The sequence below is a fragment of the Actinoplanes sp. NPDC021490 genome, assembly GCF_055562135.1.
Genome location: NZ_JBVHFW010000020.1, coordinates 132,244 through 158,255, shown reverse-complemented (window position 1 = coordinate 158,255; position 26,012 = coordinate 132,244). Strand labels below are relative to the sequence as shown.

General features: G+C 70.2%; 28 protein-coding genes. 7 read left to right on the top strand and 21 right to left on the bottom strand.

The genetic code is table 11. The annotated features are described in order from the left end of the window. Positions 1-49 precede the first annotated feature (49 nt). Together ACZ3I4_RS39440 and ACZ3I4_RS39435 are read left to right on the top strand one after the other, a co-directional pair. A complete protein-coding gene (locus tag ACZ3I4_RS39440; RefSeq protein WP_465387228.1) occupies positions 50-2,650 on the top strand; it encodes an FtsK/SpoIIIE domain-containing protein in 2,601 nt (866 codons plus the stop codon). Next, positions 2,637-3,389 (top strand): hypothetical protein, encoded by a 753-nt coding sequence (locus tag ACZ3I4_RS39435; RefSeq protein WP_465387227.1) that lies wholly within the window; start codon positions 2,637-2,639, stop codon positions 3,387-3,389. The genes ACZ3I4_RS39440 and ACZ3I4_RS39435 overlap by 14 nt, the downstream gene beginning before the upstream one ends. Before the next feature lie 125 nt (positions 3,390-3,514). Here ACZ3I4_RS39435 and ACZ3I4_RS39430 read toward each other — a convergent pair whose 3' ends face one another. Continuing rightward, a complete protein-coding gene (locus tag ACZ3I4_RS39430; RefSeq protein ID WP_465387226.1) occupies positions 3,515-3,805 on the bottom strand; it encodes a hypothetical protein in 291 nt (96 codons plus the stop codon). Continuing rightward, positions 3,802-3,996 (bottom strand): hypothetical protein, encoded by a 195-nt coding sequence (locus ACZ3I4_RS39425; RefSeq protein ID WP_465387225.1) that lies wholly within the window; start codon positions 3,994-3,996, stop codon positions 3,802-3,804. Before ACZ3I4_RS39425 ends, ACZ3I4_RS39430 begins: the two co-directional genes overlap by 4 nt. Positions 3,997-4,388: 392 nt before the next feature. Between ACZ3I4_RS39425 and ACZ3I4_RS39420 the strand changes: the two genes are divergently transcribed. Continuing rightward, entirely contained in the window at positions 4,389-5,678 is a 1,290-nt protein-coding gene (locus ACZ3I4_RS39420; RefSeq protein ID WP_465387224.1) for a hemolysin family protein, read from the top strand. On the opposite strand, the gene ACZ3I4_RS39415 is transcribed toward ACZ3I4_RS39420, so the two are convergent. Beyond that, the gene (locus ACZ3I4_RS39415) at positions 5,675-5,992 is read right to left on the bottom strand and encodes a hypothetical protein (protein WP_465387223.1); all 318 of its coding nucleotides are present in this window, start codon (positions 5,990-5,992) and stop codon (positions 5,675-5,677) included. The two genes, ACZ3I4_RS39420 and ACZ3I4_RS39415, sit on opposite strands and share 4 nt — an antisense overlap. A gap of 18 nt (positions 5,993-6,010) precedes the next feature. After that, complete coding sequence (locus tag ACZ3I4_RS39410; protein ID WP_465387222.1) at positions 6,011-6,859, bottom strand: 3-hydroxyacyl-CoA dehydrogenase family protein; 849 nt, start codon at positions 6,857-6,859, stop codon at positions 6,011-6,013. A 136-nt stretch (positions 6,860-6,995) separates the two neighbouring features. On the opposite strand from ACZ3I4_RS39410, the gene ACZ3I4_RS39405 reads away from it, so the two are divergent. Next, entirely contained in the window at positions 6,996-7,334 is a 339-nt protein-coding gene (locus ACZ3I4_RS39405) for a hypothetical protein (protein ID WP_465387221.1), read from the top strand. Positions 7,335-7,343: 9 nt separating this feature from the next. Here the strand turns inward: ACZ3I4_RS39405 and murA are convergent, their stop codons facing one another. Next, the gene (gene murA / locus ACZ3I4_RS39400; RefSeq protein WP_465387220.1) at positions 7,344-8,630 is read right to left on the bottom strand and encodes a UDP-N-acetylglucosamine 1-carboxyvinyltransferase; all 1,287 of its coding nucleotides are present in this window, start codon (positions 8,628-8,630) and stop codon (positions 7,344-7,346) included. Between the two features lie 303 nt (positions 8,631-8,933). On the opposite strand from murA, the gene ACZ3I4_RS39395 reads away from it, so the two are divergent. Continuing rightward, positions 8,934-9,509 carry a cob(I)yrinic acid a,c-diamide adenosyltransferase gene (locus ACZ3I4_RS39395; RefSeq protein WP_465387219.1) on the top strand — a complete coding sequence of 192 codons (576 nt, stop codon included), beginning with the start codon at positions 8,934-8,936 and terminating at the stop codon, positions 9,507-9,509. A gap of 195 nt (positions 9,510-9,704) precedes the next feature. Next, positions 9,705-10,835 (top strand): PheS-related mystery ligase SrmL, encoded by a 1,131-nt coding sequence (gene srmL / locus ACZ3I4_RS39390; protein ID WP_465387218.1) that lies wholly within the window; start codon positions 9,705-9,707, stop codon positions 10,833-10,835. A 90-nt stretch (positions 10,836-10,925) separates the two neighbouring features. On the opposite strand, the gene ACZ3I4_RS39385 is transcribed toward srmL, so the two are convergent. The 14 genes from ACZ3I4_RS39385 to ACZ3I4_RS39320 all read right to left on the bottom strand — a co-directional run bounded on the left by ACZ3I4_RS39385 (position 10,926) and on the right by ACZ3I4_RS39320 (position 22,899). Beyond that, complete coding sequence (locus ACZ3I4_RS39385; RefSeq protein ID WP_465387217.1) at positions 10,926-11,726, bottom strand: PhzF family phenazine biosynthesis protein; 801 nt, start codon at positions 11,724-11,726, stop codon at positions 10,926-10,928. 51 nt (positions 11,727-11,777) lie between these two features. Then, a complete protein-coding gene (locus ACZ3I4_RS39380) occupies positions 11,778-12,245 on the bottom strand; it encodes a DUF2550 domain-containing protein (protein WP_465387216.1) in 468 nt (155 codons plus the stop codon). 8 nt (positions 12,246-12,253) lie between these two features. Further along, complete coding sequence (locus ACZ3I4_RS39375; RefSeq protein ID WP_465387215.1) at positions 12,254-12,535, bottom strand: F0F1 ATP synthase subunit epsilon; 282 nt, start codon at positions 12,533-12,535, stop codon at positions 12,254-12,256. Between the two features lie 107 nt (positions 12,536-12,642). After that, positions 12,643-13,767, bottom strand: coding sequence for an LCP family protein (locus tag ACZ3I4_RS39370; RefSeq protein WP_465387214.1), 1,125 nt, complete (start codon positions 13,765-13,767; stop codon positions 12,643-12,645). 175 nt (positions 13,768-13,942) lie between these two features. Beyond that, positions 13,943-15,385, bottom strand: coding sequence for a F0F1 ATP synthase subunit beta (atpD, locus tag ACZ3I4_RS39365; RefSeq protein ID WP_465387213.1), 1,443 nt, complete (start codon positions 15,383-15,385; stop codon positions 13,943-13,945). Further along, a complete protein-coding gene (locus tag ACZ3I4_RS39360) occupies positions 15,385-16,314 on the bottom strand; it encodes a F0F1 ATP synthase subunit gamma (RefSeq protein ID WP_465387212.1) in 930 nt (309 codons plus the stop codon). Before ACZ3I4_RS39360 ends, atpD begins: the two co-directional genes overlap by 1 nt. 2 nt (positions 16,315-16,316) lie before the next feature. After that, the gene (gene atpA, locus ACZ3I4_RS39355) at positions 16,317-17,966 is read right to left on the bottom strand and encodes a F0F1 ATP synthase subunit alpha (protein ID WP_465387211.1); all 1,650 of its coding nucleotides are present in this window, start codon (positions 17,964-17,966) and stop codon (positions 16,317-16,319) included. A gap of 84 nt (positions 17,967-18,050) precedes the next feature. Then, positions 18,051-18,875, bottom strand: a complete 825-nt coding sequence (locus ACZ3I4_RS39350) for a F0F1 ATP synthase subunit delta (RefSeq protein ID WP_465387210.1) — start codon at positions 18,873-18,875, stop codon at positions 18,051-18,053. Beyond that, the gene (locus ACZ3I4_RS39345; protein ID WP_465387209.1) at positions 18,875-19,447 is read right to left on the bottom strand and encodes a F0F1 ATP synthase subunit B; all 573 of its coding nucleotides are present in this window, start codon (positions 19,445-19,447) and stop codon (positions 18,875-18,877) included. Before ACZ3I4_RS39345 ends, ACZ3I4_RS39350 begins: the two co-directional genes overlap by 1 nt. 27 nt (positions 19,448-19,474) lie before the next feature. Beyond that, entirely contained in the window at positions 19,475-19,711 is a 237-nt protein-coding gene (locus tag ACZ3I4_RS39340; protein WP_133874671.1) for an ATP synthase F0 subunit C, read from the bottom strand. A 76-nt stretch (positions 19,712-19,787) separates the two neighbouring features. Further along, on the bottom strand, positions 19,788-20,582 hold the full coding sequence (atpB, locus tag ACZ3I4_RS39335; protein ID WP_465387208.1) for a F0F1 ATP synthase subunit A: 795 nt from the start codon (positions 20,580-20,582) through the stop codon (positions 19,788-19,790). Between the two features lie 15 nt (positions 20,583-20,597). Next, positions 20,598-20,831 carry an AtpZ/AtpI family protein gene (locus ACZ3I4_RS39330; RefSeq protein WP_465387207.1) on the bottom strand — a complete coding sequence of 78 codons (234 nt, stop codon included), beginning with the start codon at positions 20,829-20,831 and terminating at the stop codon, positions 20,598-20,600. Between the two features lie 209 nt (positions 20,832-21,040). After that, a complete protein-coding gene (locus tag ACZ3I4_RS39325; RefSeq protein ID WP_465387206.1) occupies positions 21,041-21,547 on the bottom strand; it encodes a hypothetical protein in 507 nt (168 codons plus the stop codon). Positions 21,548-21,609: 62 nt separating this feature from the next. Beyond that, positions 21,610-22,899, bottom strand: coding sequence for a serine hydroxymethyltransferase (locus ACZ3I4_RS39320; protein WP_465387205.1), 1,290 nt, complete (start codon positions 22,897-22,899; stop codon positions 21,610-21,612). Positions 22,900-22,980: 81 nt separating this feature from the next. On the opposite strand from ACZ3I4_RS39320, the gene ACZ3I4_RS39315 reads away from it, so the two are divergent. Further along, positions 22,981-24,459, top strand: coding sequence for an SDR family oxidoreductase (locus ACZ3I4_RS39315; protein WP_465387204.1), 1,479 nt, complete (start codon positions 22,981-22,983; stop codon positions 24,457-24,459). Between the two features lie 9 nt (positions 24,460-24,468). Here ACZ3I4_RS39315 and ACZ3I4_RS39310 read toward each other — a convergent pair whose 3' ends face one another. Continuing rightward, positions 24,469-25,422 (bottom strand): L-threonylcarbamoyladenylate synthase, encoded by a 954-nt coding sequence (locus tag ACZ3I4_RS39310; protein ID WP_465387203.1) that lies wholly within the window; start codon positions 25,420-25,422, stop codon positions 24,469-24,471. After that, entirely contained in the window at positions 25,419-26,012 is a 594-nt protein-coding gene (locus tag ACZ3I4_RS39305; protein ID WP_465387202.1) for an arsenate reductase/protein-tyrosine-phosphatase family protein, read from the bottom strand. The genes ACZ3I4_RS39310 and ACZ3I4_RS39305 overlap by 4 nt, the downstream gene beginning before the upstream one ends.

The following is a 26,012-nucleotide window of genomic DNA, read 5'->3' as shown; positions in this document are numbered from 1 at the left end:
TTCGGGCGAAAATCGGTAAAATCCCCCATCGTGAATCTCGGGGGATCGTGTGGGTAACCATCGCAATGCGCTGGTCGCCGCCGTCCGGCAGGAGCTGGCCGAGGCCCGAGGGGCGGCCCGGGCGGTGCTGGCCGAGGCCGAGTCGGCCCGGGGCGAGGCGCAGACCCGGCGCAGCCTCGTCCGGGACGCGTATTCGACCTGCCTCAACCAGCTGGCCGAGGCGCGCGACGCCGCCCGCCGCGACATTCAACGCCGCTTCCAGTATGAGTCGTCCCGGCTGGCCGGCAACGTACGCCAGCTGGCCGCCCGCAGCGCCACCGGAGCGGCCGGCCTGCCCTGGCGCATGTGGTCGCCGACCGAGCCCGAACCCGGCACCCGCCCCGGCCTGCTGCGGATCGGCACGCTGACCCTCGACGACACCGCCGCGCTGCCCGCCCTCGTCCCGTTCCTCGACGCGGCCCACATCAACCTGGACGGCCCGGCCGCGACCGCCGACGGCGTGATCACCGGTCTGCTGCTGCGCGCGCTCGGCACCACCCGCCCGGGCGACGTGGAACTCACCGTCTACGACCCCGAATACCTGGGCGGCACGCTGGCCTCGTTCGCCCCGCTCGGCATCTCGTTCGTCGGGCCCGGCGGGCTCGGACCGGCCCTCGACGAGCTGGTCGAGCACATCTGCCGGGTCAACGAGACCGTGCTGGCCGGGGAGTACCAGTCGCTGGCCGACCTGACCGCGGCCACTCCCGGCCCGCGCGCCGAGCCGTGGCGGGTGGTCGTCCTGCTCGCCGACTCGGCCACCGCCCAGGAGCTGACCAACGCCCAGCGCGCGCAGCTTGACCGGATCGTGCGCACCGGCGTCTCTTGTGGGGTCCACCTTCTCGTACGGGGTCTGGAGCTGGCCGAACATCCGACCGTGCGCCGGCTCGAGGTGCGCGACCAGACCGCGACCTGCGACATCACCGGTGACCTGGAGATCCGCCTCGATCAGGCGCCACCGGCCGAACGGGTGGCCGCGTTCTGCCGGGCCACCGCCGAGCGCCTGCGGGCCGGACCGCCCCCGGCCCGCCTGTCCGACCTGGAGCCGCGCGAATTCTGGGCCGAGTCGTCGGCGCACGGGCTGGTCGCGCCGATCGGCGACAGCACCGACGGCTCGCTGGTCGACGTGCCGCTGGGCGACGACCCGCCGCACGCGCTGATCGGCGGGCCGTCCGGATCGGGCAAGACCAACCTCATCTACGCCTGGCTGGCCGCGCTGTCCACCCGCTACGGCCCCGAGGAGCTCGCGCTCTATCTGCTCGACTTCAAGGAGGGCGTGTCGTTCGCGCGGTTCGTGCCCGGGCCGCGCGACCCCGGCTGGCTGCCTCAGGTGCGGCTGGCCGGCATCAACGTGAACGGGGACCGCGAGTTCGGGCTGGCCATGCTGCGGCATCTGAGCGAGGAACTGCGTACGCGGGCCCAGGCGGCCAAGCGCGTCGACGCCTCCAAGCTGGCCGAGCTGCGCGCCGAGGACCCGCACGGGCACTGGCCCCGCATAGTGGCGGTGATCGACGAGTTCCAGGTGCTGCTGGCCGGGCGGGACGCGGTCGCCGACGAGGCCGTCGCCCTGCTCGAGGACCTGGCCCGGCGCGGCCGCTCGCAGGGCATCCACCTGATCCTGGCCAGCCAGGACGTGAGCGGCATCGAGGCGCTGTGGGGCCGCTCCGGCCTGATCGGACAGTTCACGCTGCGGATCGCCCTGCCCAAGGCCCGCCGCATCCTGGCCGACGACAACCTGGCCGCGGCGGTGATCCCCCGCTTCCACGCCGTCGTGAACACCCAGTCCGGAGCGTCCGGGGCCAACCAGATCGTGCGCCTGCCCGACGCCGGCGACCGCCTGGTGTGGCGCAGCCTGCAGCGGCGGCTGTGGCGAGACCGGCCGGACGGCTGCGAGGAGCCCCGCCTGTTCGACGGCGATGCGGTGCCGATGCTGCCCGAGAACTGCCGACCCGCCGGTCCGGTGCCCACCGCGGCCAGCCCCGTCGGCTCCTCCCCCGGTGCGGTGCTCGGCGAGCGCATCGACGTGGCGGCCCGACCGGCCCGGTTCCGGCTGGGGCGCATGCCGGGACGCAACCTGGCGGTGCTCGGGACCCGTACGGACGAGGCCTGTGACATCCTCGCCGCGGCAGCGCTGTCCCTGGCCGCGCAGGGCCCCGCCCACTTCAGCGTCGTCTGCCTCGACGCCGACGCGGCCCGCCCCGCCGCCCGCCTGATCGCCGAACTGCCGTCGGCCGACTGGTGCGACGCGCTGCCCGAGATGATGCCGCTCGACGTGCCGCACTACGTGATCGGGTACGCCCTCGACGCCGGCAACGACCAGGCCCTGCTGCGCAAGCTCGTGACCGAGGGCCCCGAACAGCGCACCCACGTGCTGGGCTGGTGGCGTTCGGTGGCCCGGCTGCGCGACTCGCTCGGCGGCCTCGGCGCCCGGCTCGACCCGATCGGCGCCTGGGTGGCGCTCGACGTGCAGGGCGCCGACCTGGCCCCCATCTATCCACAGCCCGGCGGCCCCGCCTGGTATCCCCGCACCCGCCGGGCCCTGTTCTTCGACCGCTCGGTGCACCGCACACCCGAAGTCATCGTCCCGTACGAGGTGAACAGTGACCACACGTGACCGGCAGCCGATCGGCCGGGACTACCAGCTGATGGTGAGCGCGCTGGCCGAGGCGACCCGGCGCCGCGACCACGAGCTGGGCAAAGCCGAACAGGCCTACCAGCAGAGCGCCGCCCAGGCCGCCGGCGAGCTGGCCCGGGCCGAGGGCGACGCGCTGTCGGCCGACCGCTGGGCCGGCGCGGCCGCCGCCCAGGTGCTCGACGTGGACCGGGAGGCGGCCCGCCTCTGGGACCAGCTGCGCCGGGCGCGCGGGCTGCGGGTGCGGGCCATCGGCGAGATGCCGGAGCCCACGCCGGTCGAGTCGCTGCCCCGCGTCGCGCTCCCCCGCCCCGGCTCCGCTCCGGACACGCCACCCGTTCCCCGGCAGTCCCCGCGGGCCCTGCTGGACCGCGCGGCCGAACGGATCGACCACACCATCCGCCCGGCCGGACGCCGTTCCCTGCCCCGCTGGTCCCTGCCGCTGCTCCCCCTGATCGGCGCGTTGATCGCCGCCATGGCCGGCCTGGTCGGCTCGGGCCTGGTGACCTTCGGAAGCACCGGCATCTGGGGCGGCGCGGTCATCCGCGGCCTCGGCTGGATGGCCTTCCTGGTGGCCCCCTCGGCCGGCGTGCCGGTGGCCGCGTTCATCGCCCACCGCCGCTTGCAGGCCCGCCTCGACATCGGCGGCATCGGCCTGACCCTGCTGGGCGGCATGGTCGCGGCCACCCTGATGTCGCTGGCCTTCGCGTCGAAGCACTGATTCTTGTTACCCGCCAGTTACTTGAGCAGCCACCGCCTCCCCCGCCCGCCCAGGGAAAAGGTGGCGTAACCCTAGGCTCGGGCCGAGGCTCGAACCGGGTTATCCACAAGTGAGCATCGTCGCAATCATTTCCGGGCCGCCCGTAAACGCTGCGCGTCCTGGGTGCGCAGCAGCCGGGACAGGTGCGACGGATACCAGCGCCCGCCACCGGCCGGGGTGGGCACCCCGTCGGCGTTCAGCCCGGCGCAGATCTCGGCCAGTCGCCGGCCGGCGTCCCGCTCGGTGAGCACCCGCAGCAACACCTCGTCGGGGCACCGGCGCGGGCGGCCCAGCCGCACCCCTTGCCGCCGCAGCGAAGCCAGCGCCTCGATCGTGCGGTCGGCGATCAACTGACGGCGAAGCTCCTCGCCGGTCAACGGTCGCTCCGCAGGAAGCTCAGCAGCTGACGCAGCACGCGGGCCGCATGCCGGCGCATCTCGGCGCGGGGGTGGAACAACGTGACCGCCAGGGTCGCGCCTACATAGATCACGAACGTGCCCGCCGCGCAGGCGGTGACGACAGCGACCCAGCCCATCGCCGGGCTGAGGGTCTCGAGAACGGTGAACATGACGGCTACCTCCGGCTTCAGCCGGGACCACCTGATACGGCCCCAGAGTCCCGGGTGCCGTAGCAAGGCAGGCCCCACGGTCCATCACGAACAACCCCAAGGCCTCGGCCCGGGCGTCTTCGCTTCTTTGGGGGGATCTGCTTCCGCTACGGCACCCGGTTGCCGCCGGGTGCCGTCATGTTCGTCTTTGTCCTCGTGTCTGATTAGAAGGTAAACCCGCGACCGCCCTTTCCGGTAAAGGGTCATTCCGGGGCGCCCGCTATCGTGTCGGGTCACCGGTCTGATGAGCTTCGGGTGGACGACCGAACGCGACCGCCGATTCTGACAGGCTTGATCTTCACCGCCCGCGGGTAAACCGGCGGGATCACCAAGCGAAGGGGTTGGTCGCCGCCATGGGCGGATATGGCTGGCAGATCGTGCTCGTCATCGTGCTGGTGCTGCTCAACGCGGCGTTCTCCGGCAGCGAGATGGCCCTGATCTCCTTGCGCGACAGTCAGCTGCAGCGGCTGGAACGGCAGAGCCGCACCGGCCGCACGCTCGCGAAACTGGCCCGCGACCCGAACCGCTTCCTGGCCACGATCCAGATCGGCATTACGCTGGCCGGCTTCCTCGCTTCGGCCTCGGCCGCGGTCTCGCTGGCCAAGCCGCTGACCGGTCCGCTGGAGTTTCTGGGCTCGGCGGCCGAGCCGGCGTCGATCGTCGTGGTCACCATCGTGCTGACCTTCTTCACGCTGGTCATCGGCGAGCTGGCCCCCAAGCGGATCGCGATGCAGCGCGCCGAGGGCTGGGCCATGCTGGTCGCCCGCCCGCTCGACATGCTGGCCACGCTGTCCCGCCCGGTGGTCTGGCTGCTCGGCAAGTCGACCGACGTGGTCGTGCGGCTGACCGGCGCCGACCCGAACGCCGCCCGCGAGGAGGTGACCACCGAGGAGATCCGCGACCTGGTCACCCAGCAGCAGGAATTCACGCCCGAGCAGCGCACGATCATCAGCGGCGCGTTCGAGATCGCCGACCGGATCCTGCGCGAGATCCTGGTGCCGCGCCGCGACGTGCTGGTTGTCGGGGGTGACACGAACTCGCACGAGGCGCTGGCCGAGATGATCGCCAAGGGCTATTCGCGGGTGCCGGTCACCGGGCCGATGGGCCTGGACGACGTGCTCGGCGTGGTGCATCTGCGCGATCTCGTCGACTCCGAGGGTCCCGTACGGGAGCACATGTTCGCGCCCTTGTTCCTGCCCGAGACGCTCAAGGTGTCGGACGCGATGAAGCAGATGCGTCTGCAGCGGCAGCAGATCGCGCTGGTCGTCGACGAGCGCGGCGCCATCGACGGCATCGTGACCATGGAGGACCTGGTCGAGGAGATCGTCGGCGAGATCTACGACGAGACCGACCGCGACGTGCAGTCCGTGGTCCGCGAGCCGGACGGCTCGATGCTGCTGCCCGGCACGTTCCCCATCCACGACCTGCCCGACATCGGCGTCGACGTGGAAAACCTGGACGAGGGCGACTACACCACGGTGGCCGGCCTGGTGCTGGCCCACCTGGGGCACATCCCCACCGAGCCGGGCGAGTCCGTGGAGATCGACGGGCACACCGCCGAGGTCGTCGAGGTCACCGGCCGCGCGATCACCAAGGTGCGGCTGCGGGTGGCGCCGCGCGAGCTCGAGGAGCAGAACAGCTAGCTTTCCTTGTACGCCACCGACAGCACGGCGTGCGCGACCAGGATCGCCTGCTCCTTGGAGTCGTACGGGCCGAGGCGCAGTTCGACGGTGTGGGTGCCGAAGACGGCGCGTACGGTCCAGCTGTTCGGATGCCGGTCGTCCTCACGGCTATGGTTGACGATGACCTGGGTGGCCGACCGGACGTTCACGGCCGACCACTTGTCCTCGGTCGTGGGCCACGTGCGGAACCAGCCGGGGGCGACCGCCAGGGCCTCCTTGCTGGCCTCGGCGAGCGCCCACTGCATCTCCTCCGGAGCCGGCCCCGTACGCGTCATAAGCGGATAATAATCCGATTAGTACGAGTAGAAGCCCTTACCGCTCTTACGGCCCAGGTCACCGGCCTGCACCATGCGCTGGAGCAGCTCCGGCGGGAAGAACTTCTCGTCGGCGGTGTCGCGGTAGATGTTGCTGGCCGCGTTGAGCATGACGTCGAGACCGGTGAGGTCGACCGTGGCCAGCGGGCCCATCGAGTGGCCGAAACCCAGCTTCATCACGGTGTCGAGGTCGGCCGCGCTGACCACGCCCGACTCGACCAGCTTGATCGCCTCGACCAGGATCGCGCTGAAGAGCCGGTTGGAGACGAAACCGGCGACGTCCCGCTTGACCTCGACGCAGGTCTTGCCCACCTCTTCCGCGTACGCCCGGGCGGCGGCCAGCGTCTCGTCGGAGGTCTGGTAGCCCCGGACAAGCTCGACCAGCTTCATCATCGGCACCGGCGAGAAGAAGTGGATGCCGACCACCGACTCGGGCCGCTGGGTGACGGTCGCGATCTGGGTGATCGGGATGGCCGACGTGTTCGTGCCGAGCACGGCGTCGGCCTTGCAGATCTTGTCGAGGGTGCGGAACACCTCGTGCTTGGCCTCGACCTTTTCGTAGATGGCCTCGACCACCACGTCGGCGTCGGCGGCGGCCTCGAGGTCGGTGGTCGGGGTGATCCGGCCGAGAGTCGCCTCGGCGTCCTCCTCGGTGATCTTGCCCTTGGCCGCGAACCGGCTCAGCGAGTCACGGATCGCCGCCATGCCGCGGCCGGTCGCCGCGTCGTCCACGTCCCGCATCGTGACGTGCCAGCCGGCCTGCGCCGAGACCTGCGCGATGCCGGAACCCATCAGCCCGGAGCCGATGACCGCGAGTCGACCCGCCATGTGTGTTTCCTCCTCGACGTCGAGAACAACAGGCACACCCTAGCCGGGTTACTGAACGGAAATTCAGGGCAGGGGGCGCCGCTCGATCGGGGCAGTTTCGGGGTAAAACCGCACGTACCGGTGCCAGACTGTGCCCATGGCGTCGGGTAATGGCTGGTATCTCGTCGGGCCTCTGATCGCCGTCGGTCTGGTCGGCGTCCTCGGCGCGATTTTCTGGCGCATGGGCCTGCAATGGACGCTCGCGACGGAACCCGAACCGGCGACCGGCCTGGCCATCTTCGGCGACTCGGACGACTACGGCCTGCTCTGCCCGGCCGCGGTCACCACCGACGCCGAGGTCGCCGACGAGATCAGGCGACTGCTCGGCGAGGCGGGCATCAGAGCGACCCAGACGTACGACCGGGAGGGCCGCACCATCGTGCTGGTCTTCGCCGAGCATGTGGAGGCGGCCCGGCGGCTGGCCGGCTCGGTCTGAGTCGCCGGCTCAGAAGTCGAACGTCGGCTCGGGCACGTCGGCCCGCTCCACCTCGACGCCCAGCTTGGCCAGGTCGGCCACGAAGTCGGGATAGCCGCGGTCGATGTGGTGCACCTCGCCGACCTCGGTCACGCCCTCGGCGCACAGCCCGGCGATGACCAGCCCGGCCCCGGCCCGGATGTCGGTGGCCCGCACCGGCGCCCCGGAGAGCCGTTCCCGCCCGTTGACCACCGCGTGGTGGCCGTCCGTGCGGATGTCGGCGCCGAGCCGGACCATCTCGTTCACGAACATGAACCGGCCGTCGAAGATGTTCTCGGTGATCAGCGAGGAGCCCTCGGCCACCGCGGCCAGGCCGATCGCCATCGGCAGCAGGTCGGTCGCGAAGCCCGGATAGGGCAGGGTCACGATGTCGACGGCCTTGGGGCGGTCGTTCATCCGTACGCGGAACTGGTTGTCCCCCGGCTCGACCGTGGCCCCGGCCGTGACCAGCTTGTCCAGCGCGAGGTCGAGGAACTCGGGCCGCACGCCCTGCACGGTGACGTCGCCCCGGGTCATGGCCGACGCGAAGGCCCAGGTGCCGCCGACGATGCGGTCGCCCACGGTCCGATGCCGTACGGGGGAAAGCTCGTTGACGCCCTCGATGGTCAGGGTCGACGAGCCGGCGCCGTCGATGCGCGCGCCCATCGCGACGAGCATCTCGCAGATGTCGACGATCTCGGGCTCGCGCGCCGCGTTGTCGATCTCGGTGACTCCCTTGGCCAGCACGGCCGCCATCAGCAGGTTCTCCGTGGCGCCGACGCTCGGGAAGTCGAGCCAGATCTTGCCGCCGCGCAGGCCACCCGGCGCCGAGGCGATCACGAAGCCGTGCTCGCCGGAGATCTGCGCGCCCATCCGGGCCAGACCCGAGACGTGCATGTCCAGCCCGCGGGAGCCGATCATGTCGCCGCCGGGGAGGGCGACGCGGACATATCCCGTACGGGCGAGGAGCGGCCCGAGCACGCAGATCGACGCGCGCAGCCGCCGGACCAGGTCGTAGTCGGCTTCGCTGCCCGGATTGTCGGGCACGTCGATGGTCGCCTGACCGCCGTCGAGCGACACCTGACAGCCCAGCCGGCGCAGCACCTCGGCCATGATGGCGATGTCGGTGATGCGCGGAACGTTCTCGACGACGCTGCGGCCCGGCGCGAGCAACGCCACCGCCATCAGCTTGAGCGCCGAGTTCTTCGCGCCACCGACAGTGACCTCACCGGTCAGCGGCGTGCCACCCTTCACCCTGATCACATCCACGCGGGCCATGGTATTGGTGAGCTCCCGGCCGCGCCTCCGTAGGGTCGGTATGACCGCCTGCACCGAGCGGCACCCAGCCGCACCTGACAACGGCCTCGAAGGCGAGGGCCAGAAGGGCATGCCCATTAGGCCCGGTATGACCGCCTGCACCGAGCGGCACCCGGCAGCATCTGACAACGGCCTCGAAGGCGAGGGCCAGAAGGGCATGCCCATTAGGCCCGGTATGACCGCCTGCACCGAGCGGCACCCGGCAGCATCTGACAACGGCCTCGAAGGCGAGGGCCAGAAGGGCATGCCCATTAGGCTCAGTCCATGGCCGTTCACCTCACTCGCATCTACACCCGTGCCGGCGACGCCGGGCAGACCCGCCTCGGCAACAACGAGGTCGCCGGCAAGACCGATCCGCGCATCGTGGCGTACGCGGACACCGATGAGTGCAACGCCGCGATCGGCGTGGCGCTGGCGCTCGGCGATCTGCCGGCCGACGTCCGCCAGGTGCTCACCGCCATCCAGAACGATCTCTTCGACGTCGGGGCCGACCTGTGCAACCCCGAGAGCGAAAATCCGCCGTACCCGCCGCTGCGGATCACCGAGGAGTACGTGACCAGGCTCGAGGGCTGGTGCGACGAGTTCAACGAGCGGCTGCCCGCCCTCGACAGCTTCGTGCTGCCCGGCGGCACCCCCGGCGCGGCGTTGCTGCACGTGGCCCGCACGGTCGCGCGCCGGGCCGAGCGCTCGACGTGGGCCTTGCTTCAGAGCGACCCTTCCCGTACGGGCGAGTTGCCCGCGAAATACCTGAACCGCCTCTCCGACCTGCTGTTCATCCTGTCCCGCATCGCGAACCCGGGCGGCGACGTGAAGTGGGTGCCCGGCGGCGGCGCGGCCTGACGCCGGTCGGCAAAATCCGGTGACGGACGCGCCCGCAGGTGTCACCATCGGGGCATGAGTTCTCGCGTCGCTGTCTTTGCCCGGCCTCTTCCGGCGGCCGGCTGACCTTCGCGTTCCATTCATGGCCGCCCCACGGGGCGGCCATTCTGCTTTCCGGCCTCCGCGTGGGCAGCTTCCTCACGTACGGAGAAGCCGATGTCCCACCTGTCCCCCGAAGCCCTCGCCGCCGACCTGGCCGTCCGCGACCTCACCGACCCGGCCGCGGGTCCGCACGCGATCCAGGCGATCGCCGACGCCGTGATCCGGGCGGCAAGCGCCCGATATCCGGATGCGGCCGTGGTCGTCCATCGCGGCGACCGGATCGTCGACGTGGCCGACAACTACGACCGCCTGGGTTACAGCGCCTCGGCGGCCGCCCGCGACAGCCGGTACACCCGATATGTCGGCGCCCGGCGTATGTTGCGATCGCAGACTTCCGCCCTCGTACCGGGCGCGTTGCGGGAACTGTCCGCGTCCGAGGCGCTGATCGCCTGCCCCGGCGTCGTCTACCGCCGCGACTCCATTGACCGGCTGCACACCGGCACACCGCACCAGATGGACCTGTGGTGGGTCGCTCCCGCTTGCCCAGCGCCCTCCGCACTCGTGGAGCTGGTCGAGGCCGTGGTGGCGGCGGCGCTGCCCGGCGCGGAGTGGCGTGCCAACCCGGCGGAGCATCCCTACACGACCGAAGGCCTCGAGATCGAGGCCCGGGTGGGCGACGCCTGGGTCGAGATCGGGGAGTGCGGCGTCGCGGCCTCGCACGTGGTCGGCCCCGACCGGCACGGGCTGGCGCTCGGGCTGGGTCTCGACCGGCTGCTGATGCTGCGCAAGGGCGTCGACGACATCCGGCTGCTGCGCTCGGCCGACCCGCGGGTGGCGGGCCAGATGCTCGACCTGACGCCGTACCGGCCGGTCTCGGCCCAGCCTGCGGCCCGCCGGGACCTGTCGGTGGCGCTGCCCGCCGGAGTCACGGCCGAGGACCTGGGCGACCGCGTCCGGGAACTGCTCGGCCCCGACGCCCATCTGGTCGAGGAGGTCGCCATCGAGTCGGTCACCCCGCCCGCCGCGCTGCCGGCCGCCTCCCGCGAGCGGCTGGGTCTCCGCGAGGGCGAGGTGAACGTGCTGCTCCGCGTCGTGCTGCGCGACCTGCACCGGGCCCTGCCCAAGCAGACCGCGAACGCCCTGCGTGACCGCCTCTACGCGGGTCTGATGGGCGACCGGCCCACCGGCCCGAACGAGCACCCGGCCCGAGCGAGGAACCCGGCCCGAGCCGGCAGCCCAGCCTGAGCGGGCAACCCGGCCCGAACGAGCAACCCGGCCGGAGTGGGCAACCCGGCCCGAGCGAGCAGCCGGGCCGGGGATGCCGCGGGCCGGCGGTCAGGCCAGCAGCGTGCCGTCGATGACGGTGACGGCCCGGCCGGTGAGCAGGGTGCGGTCGCCGCGCAGAGACACCCGGACCGTCCCGCCGCGGCGGGACGCTTGGTAGCCGACCAGCTCAGTGCGGCCGCCGAGCTTGGCCGACCAGAACGGCGCCAGCGCGGTGTGGGCGCTGCCGGTCACCGGGTCCTCGCCCACACCCGCCGCCGCGCCGAAGAAGCGGGACACGAAGTCGTAGCCGGCGCCGGGGTCGTCGGCCCGGGCGGTGACGATCACGCCGCGCTGCTCGTAGGTGGCCAGCGTGGTCAGGTCGGGCGTCAGGTTCCGTACGGCGGTCTCGTCCAGCAGCTCCAGCAGCACGTCGTCGGTGTTGGGCCCGGTGTGGTGCACCGAGACCGGCGAGGCGCCGAGCACGTCGAGCAGCTTGGCGTCGGGGGCGATCGGCGCCAGGGGTGCGGTCGGGAAGTCCAGCGTGTACGAGCCGTCGTCCCGGGCGGTGGCGGTGAGGATGCCGCTGCGGGTGGAGAAGCTGACCGTGCCGTCGACCCCGAGCACGTGCGCGGTGGCCAGCGTGGCGTGACCGCACAGCGCCACCTCGATGGCCGGGGTGAACCAGCGCAGCGCGTAGTCGGCCTCGCCCTCGACCGGATGCACGAAGGCGGTCTCGGACAGGTTGACCTCGGCCGCGATCTGGCTCATCCACTCGTCGGACGGGAACTCCGAGCTGTCGAGCACGACCACTCCGGCCGGGTTCCCGGCGAACGGACGGTCGGTGAAGGCGTCGACGATTCGAATTCGCATTCCCCGACGCTATGACCTGCCGCAGCGGTGGGGCGAGAGCCAATCAGGCGGTCACGGCTCGATCGAGCCGGGGTGGATGGCCGGGCGGGGCGCCACACTGCCGGGCGGCCCGGGCGGCGCGGCCTCGAGCCAGGAGAGGAAGCCGGTGACCGTGGACTCGGCCATGGCGATCTCGATCTCGTCGAGGGTGGTGGAGAGACGCAGGATCACCCAGTGACCGGGCATCGTGAGCCGCTCGGGCCCCTCGGGGGGACGCCGGCCCTCGACCACGGTCGTGGCCCGGTCGAGGATGCGCTTCGGGCGGAACGCGAAGCTGAACATGCGGTGGATCCGCAGCGTGCCCCCGGCGAACTGGCCGGTCGCCGTGGACCAGCCGCGACCCGGCACGAACGTGGTGACGCGGATTTGCAAGCGGATCGTTCCGCCGCCGACCATGAGCAGCCGGCGGCGGAAGAAAATCGCGAGGAGGACAAGGAGCAGCGCAACGACGCAGATTCCGAAGACTTCCAGAACCCGCATCGCCGGCGTCAGCGGGACTCGGGGGTGGCGGGCGTGGCGCTCTCGGCCAGGACGGTCACGCCGTCGGCGTCGATCGAGAGGAAGCCGCCGGACACGTCGTAGGTCAGCTGCTCGCCGCCGGCGAGCTTGACCCGCACCTGCGACGGCTCCTTGAGCAGGCCGAGGAGCGGAGAGTGGCCGGGCAGCACACCGATCTCACCCTCGGTGGTGCGCGCGACGAGCATTTCGGCCTCGCCGGACCAGATGCGTTCCTCGACGGCAACGACCTTGACGGGCAGCTGGTTGGCCACGCTGTCCTCCTGTTGAGCCTGCTTTGACCTCCGGCGGCACCGCCGAATGGGTGAAGTCTAATCGGCGTCGTTGCCCGCCGTGGTACGGGGTGGCAACCGCCACACGGTCAGCCGGCGTTGTTGTTGATGTACTCCGGGTTACGGAACACGAAGTCCTGAACGGTGTCCCGCCGGACCGCGGTGAAGAAGTCCTTGGCGCTCGGCGCGAGCTCCTCGCCGCGGTAGTCGCCGTTGTTGATGATCGAACTGCCGGGCAGCTTGATCAGCGTCATGTCGTCGGAGCGGATGTTCTTCATCGAGAACGCCCAGTCGACCACGTCGTGACCGCCGCCGTCGAAGATCAGCGCCTTGCCGGCCGCCTTGAGCACCCGGTCGAGCTTGGCCGGGTTGGTCACCACGTCCTTGCCGAGGGCCTGCTTGGCCATCGCCTTGATGAACTGCTGCTGGTGCCGCTGGCGGTCGTAGTCGCTGCGGGGCAGGCCGTAGCGCTGCCGCACGTAGTCGAGGGCCTGCCAGGCCTGCAGGTGGTACGTCCCCTTCTTGTATTCGGCCTGAGGGCCGTAATAGGGGTGGGCGCAGGAGTTGTCGGCGCAGCGGGACAGGCGCGGGCGGGGCTTGCCGTTGGGCTGCAGGTGCTCGGACTTGACGTTCTGGTCGATCGTCATGGTGACGCCGCCCATGGCCTCGACGATCGCCTTGAAGCCGTTGAAGTTGATGATCGCGCCCGCGTCGAACGTGGGAATGCCGGTGAGCTGCCCGACCGTCTTGGCCAGCAGATCGAAGCCCTGCACCACGTCGTGCTTGCCGTTGCCGATCGAACTGCCGTACCCCATCGCAGCGTTGATCTTGGAGCGGCCGCCCTTGAAGCCGGTCTTCTCGAACGGCGGGATGTCGACCACCAGGTCACGCGGGATCGAGAACAGGTAAGCCTGCTTCATGTCCTTGGGGATGTGCGCCACGATGATCGAGTCGCTCAGCGGCGTCTGCTCGTCGGTGCGCGGGTCGATGCCGACCAGCAGGATGTTGAGCGGGCCCTTGATGTCGGACGCGGGCTTGGCGGCGTTGGCGGCCGGCGCACCGAGCAGGTTCTGCGTCTCGATCGACCCGGCGTATCGCGACACCAGCACCTGCTGGGTGACGAGGGCGCCGCCGGCGACGACCATGAGGACGCAACCGAAGATCGCGCAGAGCCGCGCCCAGAGAGGCGTACGTCGTTTCCCGGACTTCGCCACTTGCTCCCCAATACTTCGATCGGACGCCGCCAAGAGTAACCAGTGAGCGCCCACGAGGATCCCAGCAGAACAACACAAAACGGACACGACTTCTGGCCGGACATGACGAAGCCGCGCCCACCATTACGGTCGGCGCGGCTTCGCTGACTCTGAGTCTCGCGCGATGAGCGGAGAATCAGCCCTTCATCAGCTCGTGCGCGTTCTTCTCGAGGTCCTCGAGGCCACCGCACATGAAGAAGGCCTGCTCGGGGAAGTTGTCGTACTCGCCCTCGCTGATCTTCTTGAACGCCTCGATGGTCTCCTTGAGCGGGACCGTCGAGCCGGGGACGCCGGTGAACTGCTCGGCGGCGTACGTGTTCTGGGAGAGGAAGCGCTCGATGCGGCGGGCCCGCTGCACCGTGACCTTGTCCTCTTCCGAGAGCTCGTCCATACCGAGGATGGCGATGATGTCCTGCAGGTCCTTGTACTTCTGCAGGATTCGCTGCACCTCACGGGCGACCGCGTAGTGCTCGGCGCCGACGTACTCGGGCGCCAGGATCCGCGAGCTGGAGGCCAGCGGGTCCACGGCGGGGTAGATGCCCTTGTCGGAGATCGACCGCTCGAGGTTGGTCGTGGCGTCCAGGTGGGCGAACGTGGTGGCCGGCGCCGGGTCGGTGTAGTCGTCGGCGGGCACGTAGATCGCCTGGAGCGAGGTGATGGCCTTGCCCCGGACCGAGGTGATGCGCTCCTGCAGCTCGCCCATCTCGTCGGCCAGCGTGGGCTGGTAACCCACGGCCGACGGCATACGGCCGAGCAGGGTGGAGACCTCGGAACCGGCCTGGGTGAACCGGAAGATGTTGTCGATGAAGAGCAGCACCTCCTGGTTCTGGACGTCCCGGAAGTACTCCGCCATGGTCAGCGCGGACAGGGCGACGCGCAGGCGGGTGCCCGGCGGCTCATCCATCTGGCCGAAGACGAGGGCGGTCTTGTCGAGAACGCCACCCTCCTCCATCTCCAGGATGAGGTCGTTGCCCTCACGGGTGCGCTCGCCGACGCCGGCGAACACCGACGTACCACCGAAGTTGCGGGCCACCCGGATGATCATCTCCTGGATGAGCACCGTCTTGCCCACGCCCGCGCCGCCGAACAGGCCGATCTTGCCACCACGCACGTACGGCGCGAGGAGGTCGAGCACCTTGATGCCGGTCTCCAGCATCTCGGTCTTGGGCTCGAGGTCGGCGAAGGCCGGGGGCTTGCGGTGGATACCCCAGCGCTCCTGGATGTCCAGGGTCGCCGGGTCGGCGTTGAGCACCTCGCCGAGGGCGTTGAACACGTGGCCCTTGGTCACGTCGCCGACGGGCACCGAGATCGGCCCGCCGGTGTCGGTGACCTCGGCCCCGCGCACGAGGCCGTCGGTCGGCTGCATCGAGATCGCGCGGACCACGTTGTCACCCAGGTGCTGGGCGACCTCCAGGGTCAGCTTCTTGGTGCCCTCGGAGAGGGTCACCGAGACGTGCAGCGCGTTGAAGATCTCGGGCATGGCGTCACGCGGGAACTCGGCGTCGACGACCGGGCCGATGACCCGGACGACGCGGCCGACGCCGGTCTCCGCCTTGGTGGGCTCAGCAACAGCAGTCATCACACATCACTTCCCGCCGCGGCCAGCGCGTTGGCGCCGCCGACGATCTCACTGATTTCCTGGGTGATCGCAGCCTGCCGCGCGGAGTTCATCTCGCGCGTGTACCGCTTGAGCAGGTCGTCCGCGTTGTCCGACGCGCTCTTCATCGCCCGTCGCCGGGAGGCCGACTCGCTCGCCGCCGAGTCCAGCAACGCCGCGTAGATCCGCGTGTTGAGGTACTTCGGCAGGAGCGCGTCGAGCAACTCGTCGGCGTCCGGCTCGAACTCGTAGGCCGGGCGCAGACCGGGCTCGACCTCGCGCTCCTCGACCTGCATCGGGGCCAGGAAGTGCGCCTCGGCGCTCTGCGTCATCAGCGACTTGAACTGCGTGCTGACGATGTGGAGCTCGTCGACGCCCTGGATGCCGTCCGGGCCGTAGGTGCTGTCGGTGTCGTCCGCGCCGGCGATGAAGGCGTCCAGCAGGGCGTCACCGATCGCCTTGGCGTCCGAGAACGACGGCCGCTCGGAGAAGCCCGTCCAGCTGGTCTCGATCGGCCGGTTGCGGAACCGGTAGTAGCCGACGCCCTTGCGGCCGACGACGTAGAGCACCGGGTCCTTGCCGTCCGCCTTGAGACGCTCGATCAGCTGCTCGGCGGTGCGGATGGCGTTGGCGTTGTACGCGCCGGCCAGGCCGCGGTCGCTGGTGATGAGCAGGACACCCGCCCGCCGGACCCGCTCGCGCGGGACCAGCAGGGGGTTGTCGATCGACGCGTTGGACGCCAGGGCGGTCAGGACCTGGGTGATCGCCTCCGCGTAGGGCTTCGAGGCGGTGACCCGCTCCTGAGCCTTGGCGATGCGGCTGGTGGCGACCAGCTCCTGCGCCTTCGCGATCTTCTTGGTCGACCGGACGGTGCGGATGCGCCGCCGGAGAACCTGTACCTGACCGGCCACGACTACTGGCCTTCGGCCGGACGGGGAACCTCGCGGGTCACCGTCTCGCGCGTCTGGCGGCCGTCTTCCAGCGGCTCGGCCGGGTTCTCGTTGACCGCGCTGCTGGTCTCGCCGCGCTTGAAGAGCTCCTTGAACTCGTTCACGCCGCTCTTGAGGTTCTCGATGTCGTCATCCGACAGCAGGCCGGTCGACGAGATCGCGGTGACGGTGTCACTGCGGTGCCGCTTGACCCACTCCAGGAAGTCTTGCTCGAACCGGCGCACGTCGCCGACGGGGATGTCGTCGAGCTGACCGGTGGTGCCGGCCCAGATCACGATGACCTCGTCGACCACCGAGTACGGCGAGTACTGCGGCTGCTTGAGCAGCTCGACCAGGCGTACGCCCTTGTCGAGCTGGGCCCGCGAGGCACGGTCCAGGTCAGAGGCGAAGGCCGAGAACGCCTCCAGCTCACGGAACTGGGCCAGGTCGAGACGCAGACGGCCGGAGACCGAGCGCATCGCCTTGACCTGCGCCGAGCCACCCACCCGGGACACCGAGGTGCCGACGTTGATCGCCGGGCGGACACCCGAGGCGAACAGGTCGGTCTCCAGGAAGATCTGGCCGTCGGTGATCGAGATGACGTTGGTCGGGATGTAGGCCGAGATGTCGTTGGCCTTCGTCTCGATGATCGGAAGACCGGTCATCGAGCCGCCGCCCAGCTCGTCCGAGAGCTTGGCGCAGCGCTCGAGCAGCCGGGAGTGCAGGTAGAAGACGTCGCCCGGGTAGGCCTCGCGACCCGGCGGGCGGCGCAGCAGCAACGACACGGCGCGGTACGCCTCGGCCTGCTTGGTCAGGTCGTCGAAGACGATCAGGACGTGCTTGCCGTTGTACATCCAGTGCTGCCCGATGGACGAGCCGGTGTACGGAGCGATGTACTTGAAGCCGGCCGGGTCGGAGGCCGGAGCGGCGACGATCGTCGTGTACTCCAGCGCGCCGTTCTGCTCCAGCGTGCCGCGGATCGAGGCGATGGTGGTCGCCTTCTGGCCGATCGCGACGTAGATGCAGCGGACCTGCTTGTCCGGGTCGCCGGACTCCCAGTTGGCCCGCTGGTTGATGATCGTGTCGATCGCGACCGTGGTCTTGCCGGTCTTGCGGTCGCCGATGATCAGCTGGCGCTGGCCGCGGCCGATCGGCGTCATGGCGTCGATCGCCTTGATGCCGGTCTGCAGCGGCTGCTTCACCGGCTGGCGGTTCATGACGTTGGGCGCCTGGAGCTCGAGCTCGCGGAAGCCCTCGTTGGCGATCTCGCCACGGTCGTCGATCGGCCGGCCCAGCGGGTCGACCACGCGACCGAGGAACGCGTCGCCGACCGGCACCGAGAGGACGCGGCCGGTGCGCTTGACCGGCTGGCCTTCCTCAATGCCGGTGAAGTCGCCGAGCACCACGGCGCCGATTTCGCGGACGTCGAGGTTCAGGGCGACACCCAGCGTGCCGTCCTCGAATTCGAGCAGTTCGTTGGCCATCGTCGAGGGCAGGCCCTCGACGTGCGCGATGCCGTCGCCCGCATCGGAGACGGTGCCGACTTCCTCGCGGGTGAGTCCGGACGTGTAGGACGAGACGTAGCGCTCTAGCGCCCCCCGGATCTCGTCCGAGGAGATGGTCAGCTCGGCCATCCTCTGCCTTCTCTGTGTAGCTCGGGACGTTCCCGCCACCGAGGGGCCTGCTCGATCCGACGTCACCGCGGGACCGAGAGAAAATTACTGCTTCGCGAATGCCTGCTTGGCCGCGTTCAGCCGCCGCAGAACCGTGCCGTCGTAGAGGTCGGAGCCGACCTGGACGCTGACGCCGCCGATGATGGCGGGGTCGACGTTCACCTTGAGCGAGACCTGCCGGCCGTAGATCGTGGCCAGCTTGTCCGCCAGGCTCTGCTCGTCGGCCTCGGTGAGCGGCTTGGCCACCGTCACGTACGCCACCTCACGATCGCGCTTCGCGGCGGTCCACTCGACCAGACGGGCCAGCGAGGCCTCGAAGCCGCGGCCGCCGAGGCCCATGAGAGCCACCTCGACGAGCCGTCCGCTGGCCAGCTGGACCTTGCCCTTCAGCAGGTCCTGCACCAGCTTAACGCGACGATCGATCGGCGCACCTGGATCACTGAGCGTCACGGCCAGCGAGGAGTTGCCGGAGACGATCTGCCCAAAGCGGAACAGTTCGTCCTCGACGTCTTCCAGCTTGCCGTCGCGCTCGGCCGAGTCGAGCAGAGCGTCGACGCCCAGGCGTTCGGTGGCGTTGAGCAGCTCGCCCGGCCGGGAGAACCGGCCCGACACCAGCGTCGCCAGTGCGTCGGCGGCGATGCTGTCGACCTTGCCGGAGAGCAGCGACCGGAGCAGCTCGCCCCGGTCCGCCCCGGTGCGGGACGGGTCGGTCAGCGCCCGGCGCAGACGCGGCTGCGTCCGGAGCAGGCCGGCCACCGACAGGATGTCGTCGGCGACCTTGGCGACCTGCTCGGCCGTGGCCGTGCGGGTCGCCGCCTCGAGCTTCTCCGAAGCCTCGGCGAAGCCCTGCTGGTTGACGAGCGACGCCATCAGCGCCGCCCGCCCGCCGAGCCGGTGGTGCCGAGCTCTTCGATGAACCGCTCGACGGTGCCCCGGCTGCGCGCCTCGTCGGCGAGAGCCTCGCCCACGATCTTGCTGGCCAGGTCGACCGCGAGCGTTCCGACCTCGGAGCGGAGCTCACGCACGATGCTTTCGCGCTGCGCGGAGAGCTGCTCCTGGCCGGCGCCGATGATGCGGTCCGACTCTTCGCGAGCCTTGGCCAGGATGTCCTGGCGGATGCCCTCGGCGTCGGCCCGGGCCTCGTCGCGGATGCGCGCGGCCTCCGTACGAGCCTCGGCCAGCTGGGCCTTGTACTGCTCGAGAAGCTGGTTGGCCTCGGCCTGAGCAGCCTCGGCGCGCTTGATGCCACCCTCGATCGCATCCACCCGCGCCGCGAAGGTCTTCTCCATCATGGGGAAGACGAACTTCATCAGCACGAAGCAGAGGATCGAGAAAGCGATCAGGCCGAGGACGACCTCCTGCCAGAGCGGGATGATCGGGTTGTGCTCGGTAGCGCCTTCAGCAGCCAGCGTTGTGACGTCAGTCGCTAGTTTGGTGATCATAAAGACCTCCGCTGCGCGGGAAGGGGCTTAGAACTCGCCGGCCCAGATGAAGCCGAACGCGATACCCAGCAGGGCGAGCGCCTCGATGACGGCGAAGCCGATCCAGACGTACGGCAGGGTCAGGCGCGACGACTCCGGCTGACGGGCGGTCGACTGAATGTAGGCCGAGAAGACGAGACCCACACCGATGCCGGGGCCGATGGCGGCGAGGCCGTAGCCGATGGCGGCGGTGCTACCACCGACGGCGGCAATAACGTCAACCATTGCAATTCCTCCTGGTATCTCGCGTGACTGTCACGCGGGACGACAACGGGGTGTAACGGGTGTTACGTGGCCGAACTCAGTGCTCGTCGGCGAGCGCGCCCTGGACGTAGCTCGCCGTGAGCACCGTGAAGACATAGGCCTGGAGGCAGATGACCAGGAACTCCAGGAAGGTCAGGGCGATGGTCATCACCCAGGAGACGACCGAGAACGGCGCGAACCAGACGTTGGCGTTCAGCATCGCGAAGCCGCCCAGCGTGAACACCAGCAGAAGCATGTGGCCGGCGAACATGTTGGCGAAGAGACGAACGGCGAGCGAGAACGGCCGGACGAGGAACGTGGAGAAGAACTCGATCGGAATGAGCAGCGGCAGGATGAACCACGGCGCCGGCGGAATGAGCGCGTGCTTGAAGTACTTCAGGCCGCCGTGGTGCTTCATGCCGATGTAGATGAACATGACGTAGCTGATGACCGCGAGAATGGCCGGGAACGCGATGTGCGAGTTCGGCGAGATCTGCGCGAAGGGCACGATGGCCCAGAAGTTCATCAGCAGGATGAAGACGAACAGCGTCGTCAGGTAGGGCGCGAAGTTGATGCCGCGCTTGCCCAGCATGTCGACCGCGATGTTGTTCCGCACGAAGCCGTAGATGCTCTCGGCGAGCCACTGCTTCTTGGTCGGCACGAGTTGCGGCTTCCGGTACGTGACCAGGAAGAAGATGATGATCGCGGCCACCGTGATCCACAGCAACGCCGTGATCTTGGTGAACCAGTAGGAGTTGTGTTCTCCCCAAGGCAGGATGCTGGGCAGGTAGAAGTCCTCGACACTCGGCGGGAACGGAACTTCCGCTGCGAGGACGATCGACTGACCGATCACCGTAGCCCTTTCCTGTCAGGCGCCGAGACGGCGCACGATGAGGTAGACACCGCCGCCGATTCCAACGACAGCACCGATACCGGCGAATATGCCCTTGGTCCCGACCCAGTGATCGACCAGCAAACCGATCGCTCCCCACACCAACATGCCCGAGATGAGATAAGCGACCGCCGTCATTCCCATGCCTGTGTCGGGCGGGGGCTGGTCGTCGTCACCGTCGGGTTTCCTGGGAGGTTCTTGACCGGTCATGACGGCCCGAACGATATCAGCAGGAAACACGAGGCTAAGCGCGACCCCCCGCACAACCGCAGTTGTCCAGGCGTCAGGGGTCTCGCAACTGGAAGGACACGGTACTCCCCCTTCGCCATAACCTGACATCACGTAACCGTTCACGTCACCGTTTCGTGGTCAACAAACCACGAATGGGACGCTGACGAGGCGAAACGGCTGTTAGAGGATCACTTCGAGCGACCGACCTTGTGGAACCACCAGGCCTGGACGGCGGTCCACACGATGACGCCCGCGACGATGCCCCAGCCGAGCGCGTCCTTGCCCGCCCACTGACTTTCGACGCCATAGGCCAGCACGACGCCGAGCACGCTGTACTTCAAAACGTACGTAAACAGGGCCAACGGCATCAGCAGGGCCGGGCGTACGGTATCGGCCCAAGCAATGATAAGTGTCGACATGGTGTAGCTGATCGTGACGATCACCACGCCGAGCGCCGCACCCAGCGCCGACGTCTTCCCACCGGCGAAGAACCCGGCCGAGGCCGCACAGAGGATGAGCGCGAACGAGACGATGGTCAGGAACGGCAGGTGGGCCACTCGCCAACGCGGGTCGGCCGGCAGCGGGGGCAGGTCGGGCAGCGGGCGATCGTCCTCGTCGTCCTCGGCCGCACGCCGCTGCTGGAACTCCAGCGCCCGCTGTCGCTCCCGCTCGAACTCGTCGATCTCCGTACTCAAGCCTGCGCCTCCATGGCATGCCTCCTGGCCCGGCGGCCGCTCCGCCTAGCGCGGTGCGTCGCTCATGCCAGCACTTCCTGCCGCCCGTACGCCGGGAACCGCCGCACCAGGTCGGCCACCTCGTCCGCGGCGTCGGCCAGACGGGACGCCCCGCCCAGGGTGTCCGGATCGCTGCGCACGGCCACGCCGATCAGGCCGGCGATCTGCCGCATCTCACCCTCGCGCATCCCCTGAGTGGTCACGCTGGGCGAGCCGACCCGGATGCCCGAGGCCACCGCGGGTCGCTCCGGATCGTACGGGATGGCGTTCTTGTTGAGCGTGATGCGGGCCAGATCGCACCGGCTCTCGGCGTCCCGGCCGGACACCCCGAGCCCGCGCAGGTCGGCCAGCGCCAGGTGGGTGTCGGTGCCACCGGCGACGGGCCGCATCCCCTCGGCGGTCAGACCGGCGGCCAGGGCCTGCGCGTTGCGGACGACCTGACGGGCGTACGTCTGGAAACCCGGAAGCGACGCCTCGCGCAACGCCACCGCCTTGGCCGCGATGACGTGCATCATCGGGCCGCCCTGGCTGAACGGGAAGACGGCCTTGTCGATCCGCTGGGCCAGCTCGGCCCGGCACAGGATCATGCCGCCGCGGGGACCGCGCAGCACCTTGTGCGTGGTGCAGGTGACCACGTCGGCGTGCGGCACCGGCGACGGCACGGCCCGCCCGGCGACCAGGCCGATGAAGTGCGCGGCGTCGACCACCAGATAGGCCCCGGCCTCGTCGGCGATCTCGCGGAACCGGGCGAAGTCGATCAGGCGGGGGTACGCGGTGGCGCCACAGATAATGATCTTGGGCCGGTGGGCCAGCGCGAGGTCGCGCACCTCGTCGTAGTCGATCTCCTCGGTATCGGGGCGGACGCGATAGCCGATCGGATGGAACCACTTGCCGCTGAAGTTGACCCGGCTGCCGTGGGTCAGGTGCCCGCCGTGCGGCAGCTCCATGGCCAGCACCGGATCGCCCGGCTCGGCCAGGGCCGCGTACGCCGCCAGGTTGGCCGCCGCCCCCGAGTGCGGCTGCACGTTCGCGTGCTCGGCGCCGAACAGATCCTTGGCCCGCTCGACGGCCAGCCGCTCGGCCTTGTCGACCTCGAGGCAGCCACCGTAATAGCGCTCACCCGGATAGCCCTCGGCGTACTTGTTGGCCAGCGTGGAGCCCATCGCGGCCAGCACGGCCGGCGAGGTGAGATTTTCGCTGGCGATCAGCTGCAGTCCGGTGCGCTGCCGCTCGACCTCGGCCAGCAGGATGCGGGCGATGTCCGGATCGGCACGCTCGAGCGCGGCGAAATCCGGCCCCCAGAAGGTGTCCACGTGCCCTCCCCCGCGTAGGCAGCGCTGCCGGTTTCGAGCATATGGCTTAACCAGGCCTTTCCGAGGGCACAGTCTCTGTTTATGCGGTGCTTGGTGACGGGTGCGACGGGATACATCGGTGGACGGCTGGCCCCGCGCCTGCTCGAGTCCGGCCACGAGGTGCGCTGCCTGACCCGCAGCGCGGGCCGGCTGCGCGACGTGCCCTGGGCCGGGCGCACCGAGGTGGTCGAGGGCGACCTGAACCAGGCCGGGACGCTGCGGGCGGCGATGGAGGGCGTCGACGTGGCGTATTTCCTCGTCCACTCGCTGGGCCGGGCCGACTTCGAGAAGCTGGATCGGGAGGCGGCCCGCAACTTCGCGATCGCGGCCAAGGCGGCCGGAGTCTCCCGGATCGTCTATCTCGGTGGCCCCGAGCCGCCGCCCGAGGACAAGCCGTCGCCGCATCTGCGTTCGCGCGCCGAGGTGGCCCGGATCCTGCTGGCCAGCGGGGTGCCGACGGCGGTACTGCGAGCTCCGGTGATCATCGGCTCCGGTTCCGCGTCGTTCGAGATGCTGCGCTATCTGACCGAGCGCCTGCCGGTGATGGTCACCCCGCGCTGGGTCCGCAACCGGATCCAGCCGATCGCCATCCGCGACGTGCTGCGCTACCTGATCGCCGCGGCCACCCTGCCACCCGAGATCAATCGCGGCTTCGACGTGGGCGGCCGGGACGTTCTCACGTACGGCCAGATGATGCAGGGCTACGCCCGCGTGGCCGGGCTGCACCGCCGCGTGATCGTCCCGCTGCGGCCGCTCAGCCCGTGGCTGTCGTCGCACTGGGTCGGCGTGGTCACCCCGGTGCCCAACTCGATCGCCCGCCCGCTGGTGGCCAGCCTGATCCACGAGGCCGTGGCCCACGAGAACGACATCCGCGAGTACGCCCCCGGCGAGCCGCTCGGCTTCGAGCAGGCCGTCCGGGTCGCGCTGGGCAAGGTGCGCGACGCGAACGTGGAGACGCGCTGGTCCAACGCGGCCGGGCGGGACTGGGCGGCCGAGCCGCTGCCGAGCGACCCGGCCTGGTCCGGCGGCAACATCTACGTCGACGAGCGCAGCCGCGCGGTCGACGCCCCGGCCGACGCGTTGTGGCGGGTCATCGAGGGCGTCGGCGGCGAGAACGGCTGGTATTCGTTCCCGCTGGCCTGGTCGGTCCGCGGCTGGCTGGACCGGCTGGTCGGCGGCGTGGGTCTGCGCCGGGGCCGCCGCGATCGCGACCGCCTGTGGGTGGGCGAGGCGCTCGACTGGTGGCGGGTCGAGGAGATCGAGCCGGGCAAGCTGCTGAGGCTGCGGGCCGAGATGCGCGTGCCGGGACGGGCCTGGCTCGAGATGTCCGCCTCGCCGGACGGCAACGGCGGCAGCGTCTATCGCCAGCGGGCCGTCTTCCTGCCGCGCGGCCTGGCCGGCCATGCGTACTGGGCGGCCGTGGTGCCCTTCCACGGCTTCATCTTCAAGGGCATGACCAACAACATCGCGAAGGGCGCCGAGCGCGTCCGGCGCCCGGCCGACCGCCCGCAACCGGGCTGACGCCTGCGGTCAGGCCGCCGCGCGGCTCAGCCGGTCGCGGACGGCCAGCCAGTCCTCGGTCTGCGGCGGCTCCTGCACCAGGATCGTGGCCACTCCGGCGTCGTCGAGCCGGTGCAGGGCGGCATAGAGGTCGGCCGCGTATTCGCGCGGGTCGCCCGAGAGCATCTCTGTGCCCGGAACTCCGCTGCCCTCGTAGGTGAGCACCCCGACCGGGCCGGACAGACCGGTCTGGTCGATATCGCCGACGTCCTTGACCAGCAGCAACTTCGCCCGCGGCGCGTAGTGCCGCCGGCTCATGCCCGGCGAATGGCGCACCGCGCCGTCTTCCGGGCCGTCCGCGGAGGGCAGCAGGATCGAGCCGGTCACGTCGCGCAGCAGGCGTAACGGCAGCGCCCCCGGCCGCAGCAGCCGCGCCGTCTCGCCGGTGATGTCGAGAACCGTGGACTCGATGCCCCACGACGCCGGGCCGCCGTCGAGCACCAGCGGCACGTCGGGCAGGCTGCGCAGCACATGCTCGGCGGTGGTCGGCGAGATGCTCTCGGAGCGGTTGGCACTGGGCGCGGCGAGCGGCAGCCCGGACGCCTCGAGCAGTTGCAGAGCCACCTCGTGGGCCGGGATGCGGATCGCGATGGTGTCGTTGCTCGCGCCCACGCCGGCCAGATGACGGGCCCGCGGCAGCACGAGCGTGAGCGGTCCGGGCCAGAATTGCGCGGCCAGCTCGTTGGCCAGGGCGGGCCACGTCTCGGCCAGGTCCCGGGCGGCCGCGACGTTGGCCACGTGCACGATCAGCGGGTTCCAGGACGGCCGGTTCTTGAGGCGATAGATCTCGCGCACCGCCTTCTCGGAGAACGCGTTCGCCCCCAGGCCGTACACGGTCTCGGTGGGAAAGGCGACGACCGAGTCGGCCCGCAGCACCTCGACGGCCCGCCGCAGGCCGTCGGCGTCGGGACGGACCAGCCTCACGGCAGCAGAAGCTTGGCGAACGGGACCGTGGTGTCCTCGATCTCGTCGCCGATGCGCTGGAACGTCTGGTCGCCGCGGCCCCACGGGTCGTCGAGGTCGTCGGACGGCTGGGGCCCGTCGTGGCCGCGCAGGGCGTGCACGGCCTCGACGAGGGCCACCCCGCGGGCGTGCACCGCGTCCGGCTTCGGCTCGACCGGCGGCAGCGCGCTCGCGTCGACCGCGCCCAGCAGCCGGCCGAACTCGCCGGTGACGAACGTGCGGGCGGCGGCGCCGGGACGCAGCGCGACCACGTAGTCGTACTGGTCGGCGGTCGCGGTGAGGATCAGGTCGGCCTCGTCGAGAAAGTCGCCGCGCAGCTTGCGGGCCTCGAAGCCGTCGTCGGAGCCGCCGCGGGAAAGCACCTGACGGGCGGCGGGCGGGTTCATCTCCTCGCCCTCGTGCCAGCCGCCGGTGCCCGCGCTGACGCTGCGCACCAGCTGGTCGCCCTGCTCGCCGACGCGGTCGCGGACGGCCCGGGCCAGCAGGCGCTCGGCCATCGGCGACCGGCAGATGTTTCCCATGCAGACGTGCAGGACGGTGAAGGGGGCCAC

Excerpts from the sequence above, each read along its gene's own strand:
- ACZ3I4_RS39425 (WP_465387225.1), bottom strand. The coding sequence starts at position 3,996 with ATGTTCACCGTTCTCGAGACCCTCAGCCCGGCGATGGGCTGGGTCGCT.
- ACZ3I4_RS39420 (WP_465387224.1), top strand. The coding sequence starts at position 4,389 with ATGGGCGGATATGGCTGGCAGATCGTGCTCGTCATCGTGCTGGTGCTG.
- ACZ3I4_RS39415 (WP_465387223.1), bottom strand. The coding sequence starts at position 5,992 with ATGACGCGTACGGGGCCGGCTCCGGAGGAGATGCAGTGGGCGCTCGCC.
- ACZ3I4_RS39410 (WP_465387222.1), bottom strand. The coding sequence starts at position 6,859 with ATGGCGGGTCGACTCGCGGTCATCGGCTCCGGGCTGATGGGTTCCGGC.
- ACZ3I4_RS39405 (WP_465387221.1), top strand. The coding sequence starts at position 6,996 with ATGGCGTCGGGTAATGGCTGGTATCTCGTCGGGCCTCTGATCGCCGTC.
- murA (WP_465387220.1), bottom strand. The coding sequence starts at position 8,630 with ATGGCCCGCGTGGATGTGATCAGGGTGAAGGGTGGCACGCCGCTGACC.
- ACZ3I4_RS39395 (WP_465387219.1), top strand. The coding sequence starts at position 8,934 with ATGGCCGTTCACCTCACTCGCATCTACACCCGTGCCGGCGACGCCGGG.
- srmL (WP_465387218.1), top strand. The coding sequence starts at position 9,705 with ATGTCCCACCTGTCCCCCGAAGCCCTCGCCGCCGACCTGGCCGTCCGC.
- ACZ3I4_RS39385 (WP_465387217.1), bottom strand. The coding sequence starts at position 11,726 with ATGCGAATTCGAATCGTCGACGCCTTCACCGACCGTCCGTTCGCCGGG.
- ACZ3I4_RS39380 (WP_465387216.1), bottom strand. The coding sequence starts at position 12,245 with ATGCGGGTTCTGGAAGTCTTCGGAATCTGCGTCGTTGCGCTGCTCCTT.
- atpD (WP_465387213.1), bottom strand. The coding sequence starts at position 15,385 with ATGACTGCTGTTGCTGAGCCCACCAAGGCGGAGACCGGCGTCGGCCGC.
- atpA (WP_465387211.1), bottom strand. The coding sequence starts at position 17,966 with ATGGCCGAGCTGACCATCTCCTCGGACGAGATCCGGGGGGCGCTAGAG.
- ACZ3I4_RS39350 (WP_465387210.1), bottom strand. The coding sequence starts at position 18,875 with ATGGCGTCGCTCGTCAACCAGCAGGGCTTCGCCGAGGCTTCGGAGAAG.
- ACZ3I4_RS39345 (WP_465387209.1), bottom strand. The coding sequence starts at position 19,447 with ATGATCACCAAACTAGCGACTGACGTCACAACGCTGGCTGCTGAAGGC.
- ACZ3I4_RS39340 (WP_133874671.1), bottom strand. The coding sequence starts at position 19,711 with ATGGTTGACGTTATTGCCGCCGTCGGTGGTAGCACCGCCGCCATCGGC.
- ACZ3I4_RS39330 (WP_465387207.1), bottom strand. The coding sequence starts at position 20,831 with ATGACCGGTCAAGAACCTCCCAGGAAACCCGACGGTGACGACGACCAG.
- ACZ3I4_RS39315 (WP_465387204.1), top strand. The coding sequence starts at position 22,981 with ATGCGGTGCTTGGTGACGGGTGCGACGGGATACATCGGTGGACGGCTG.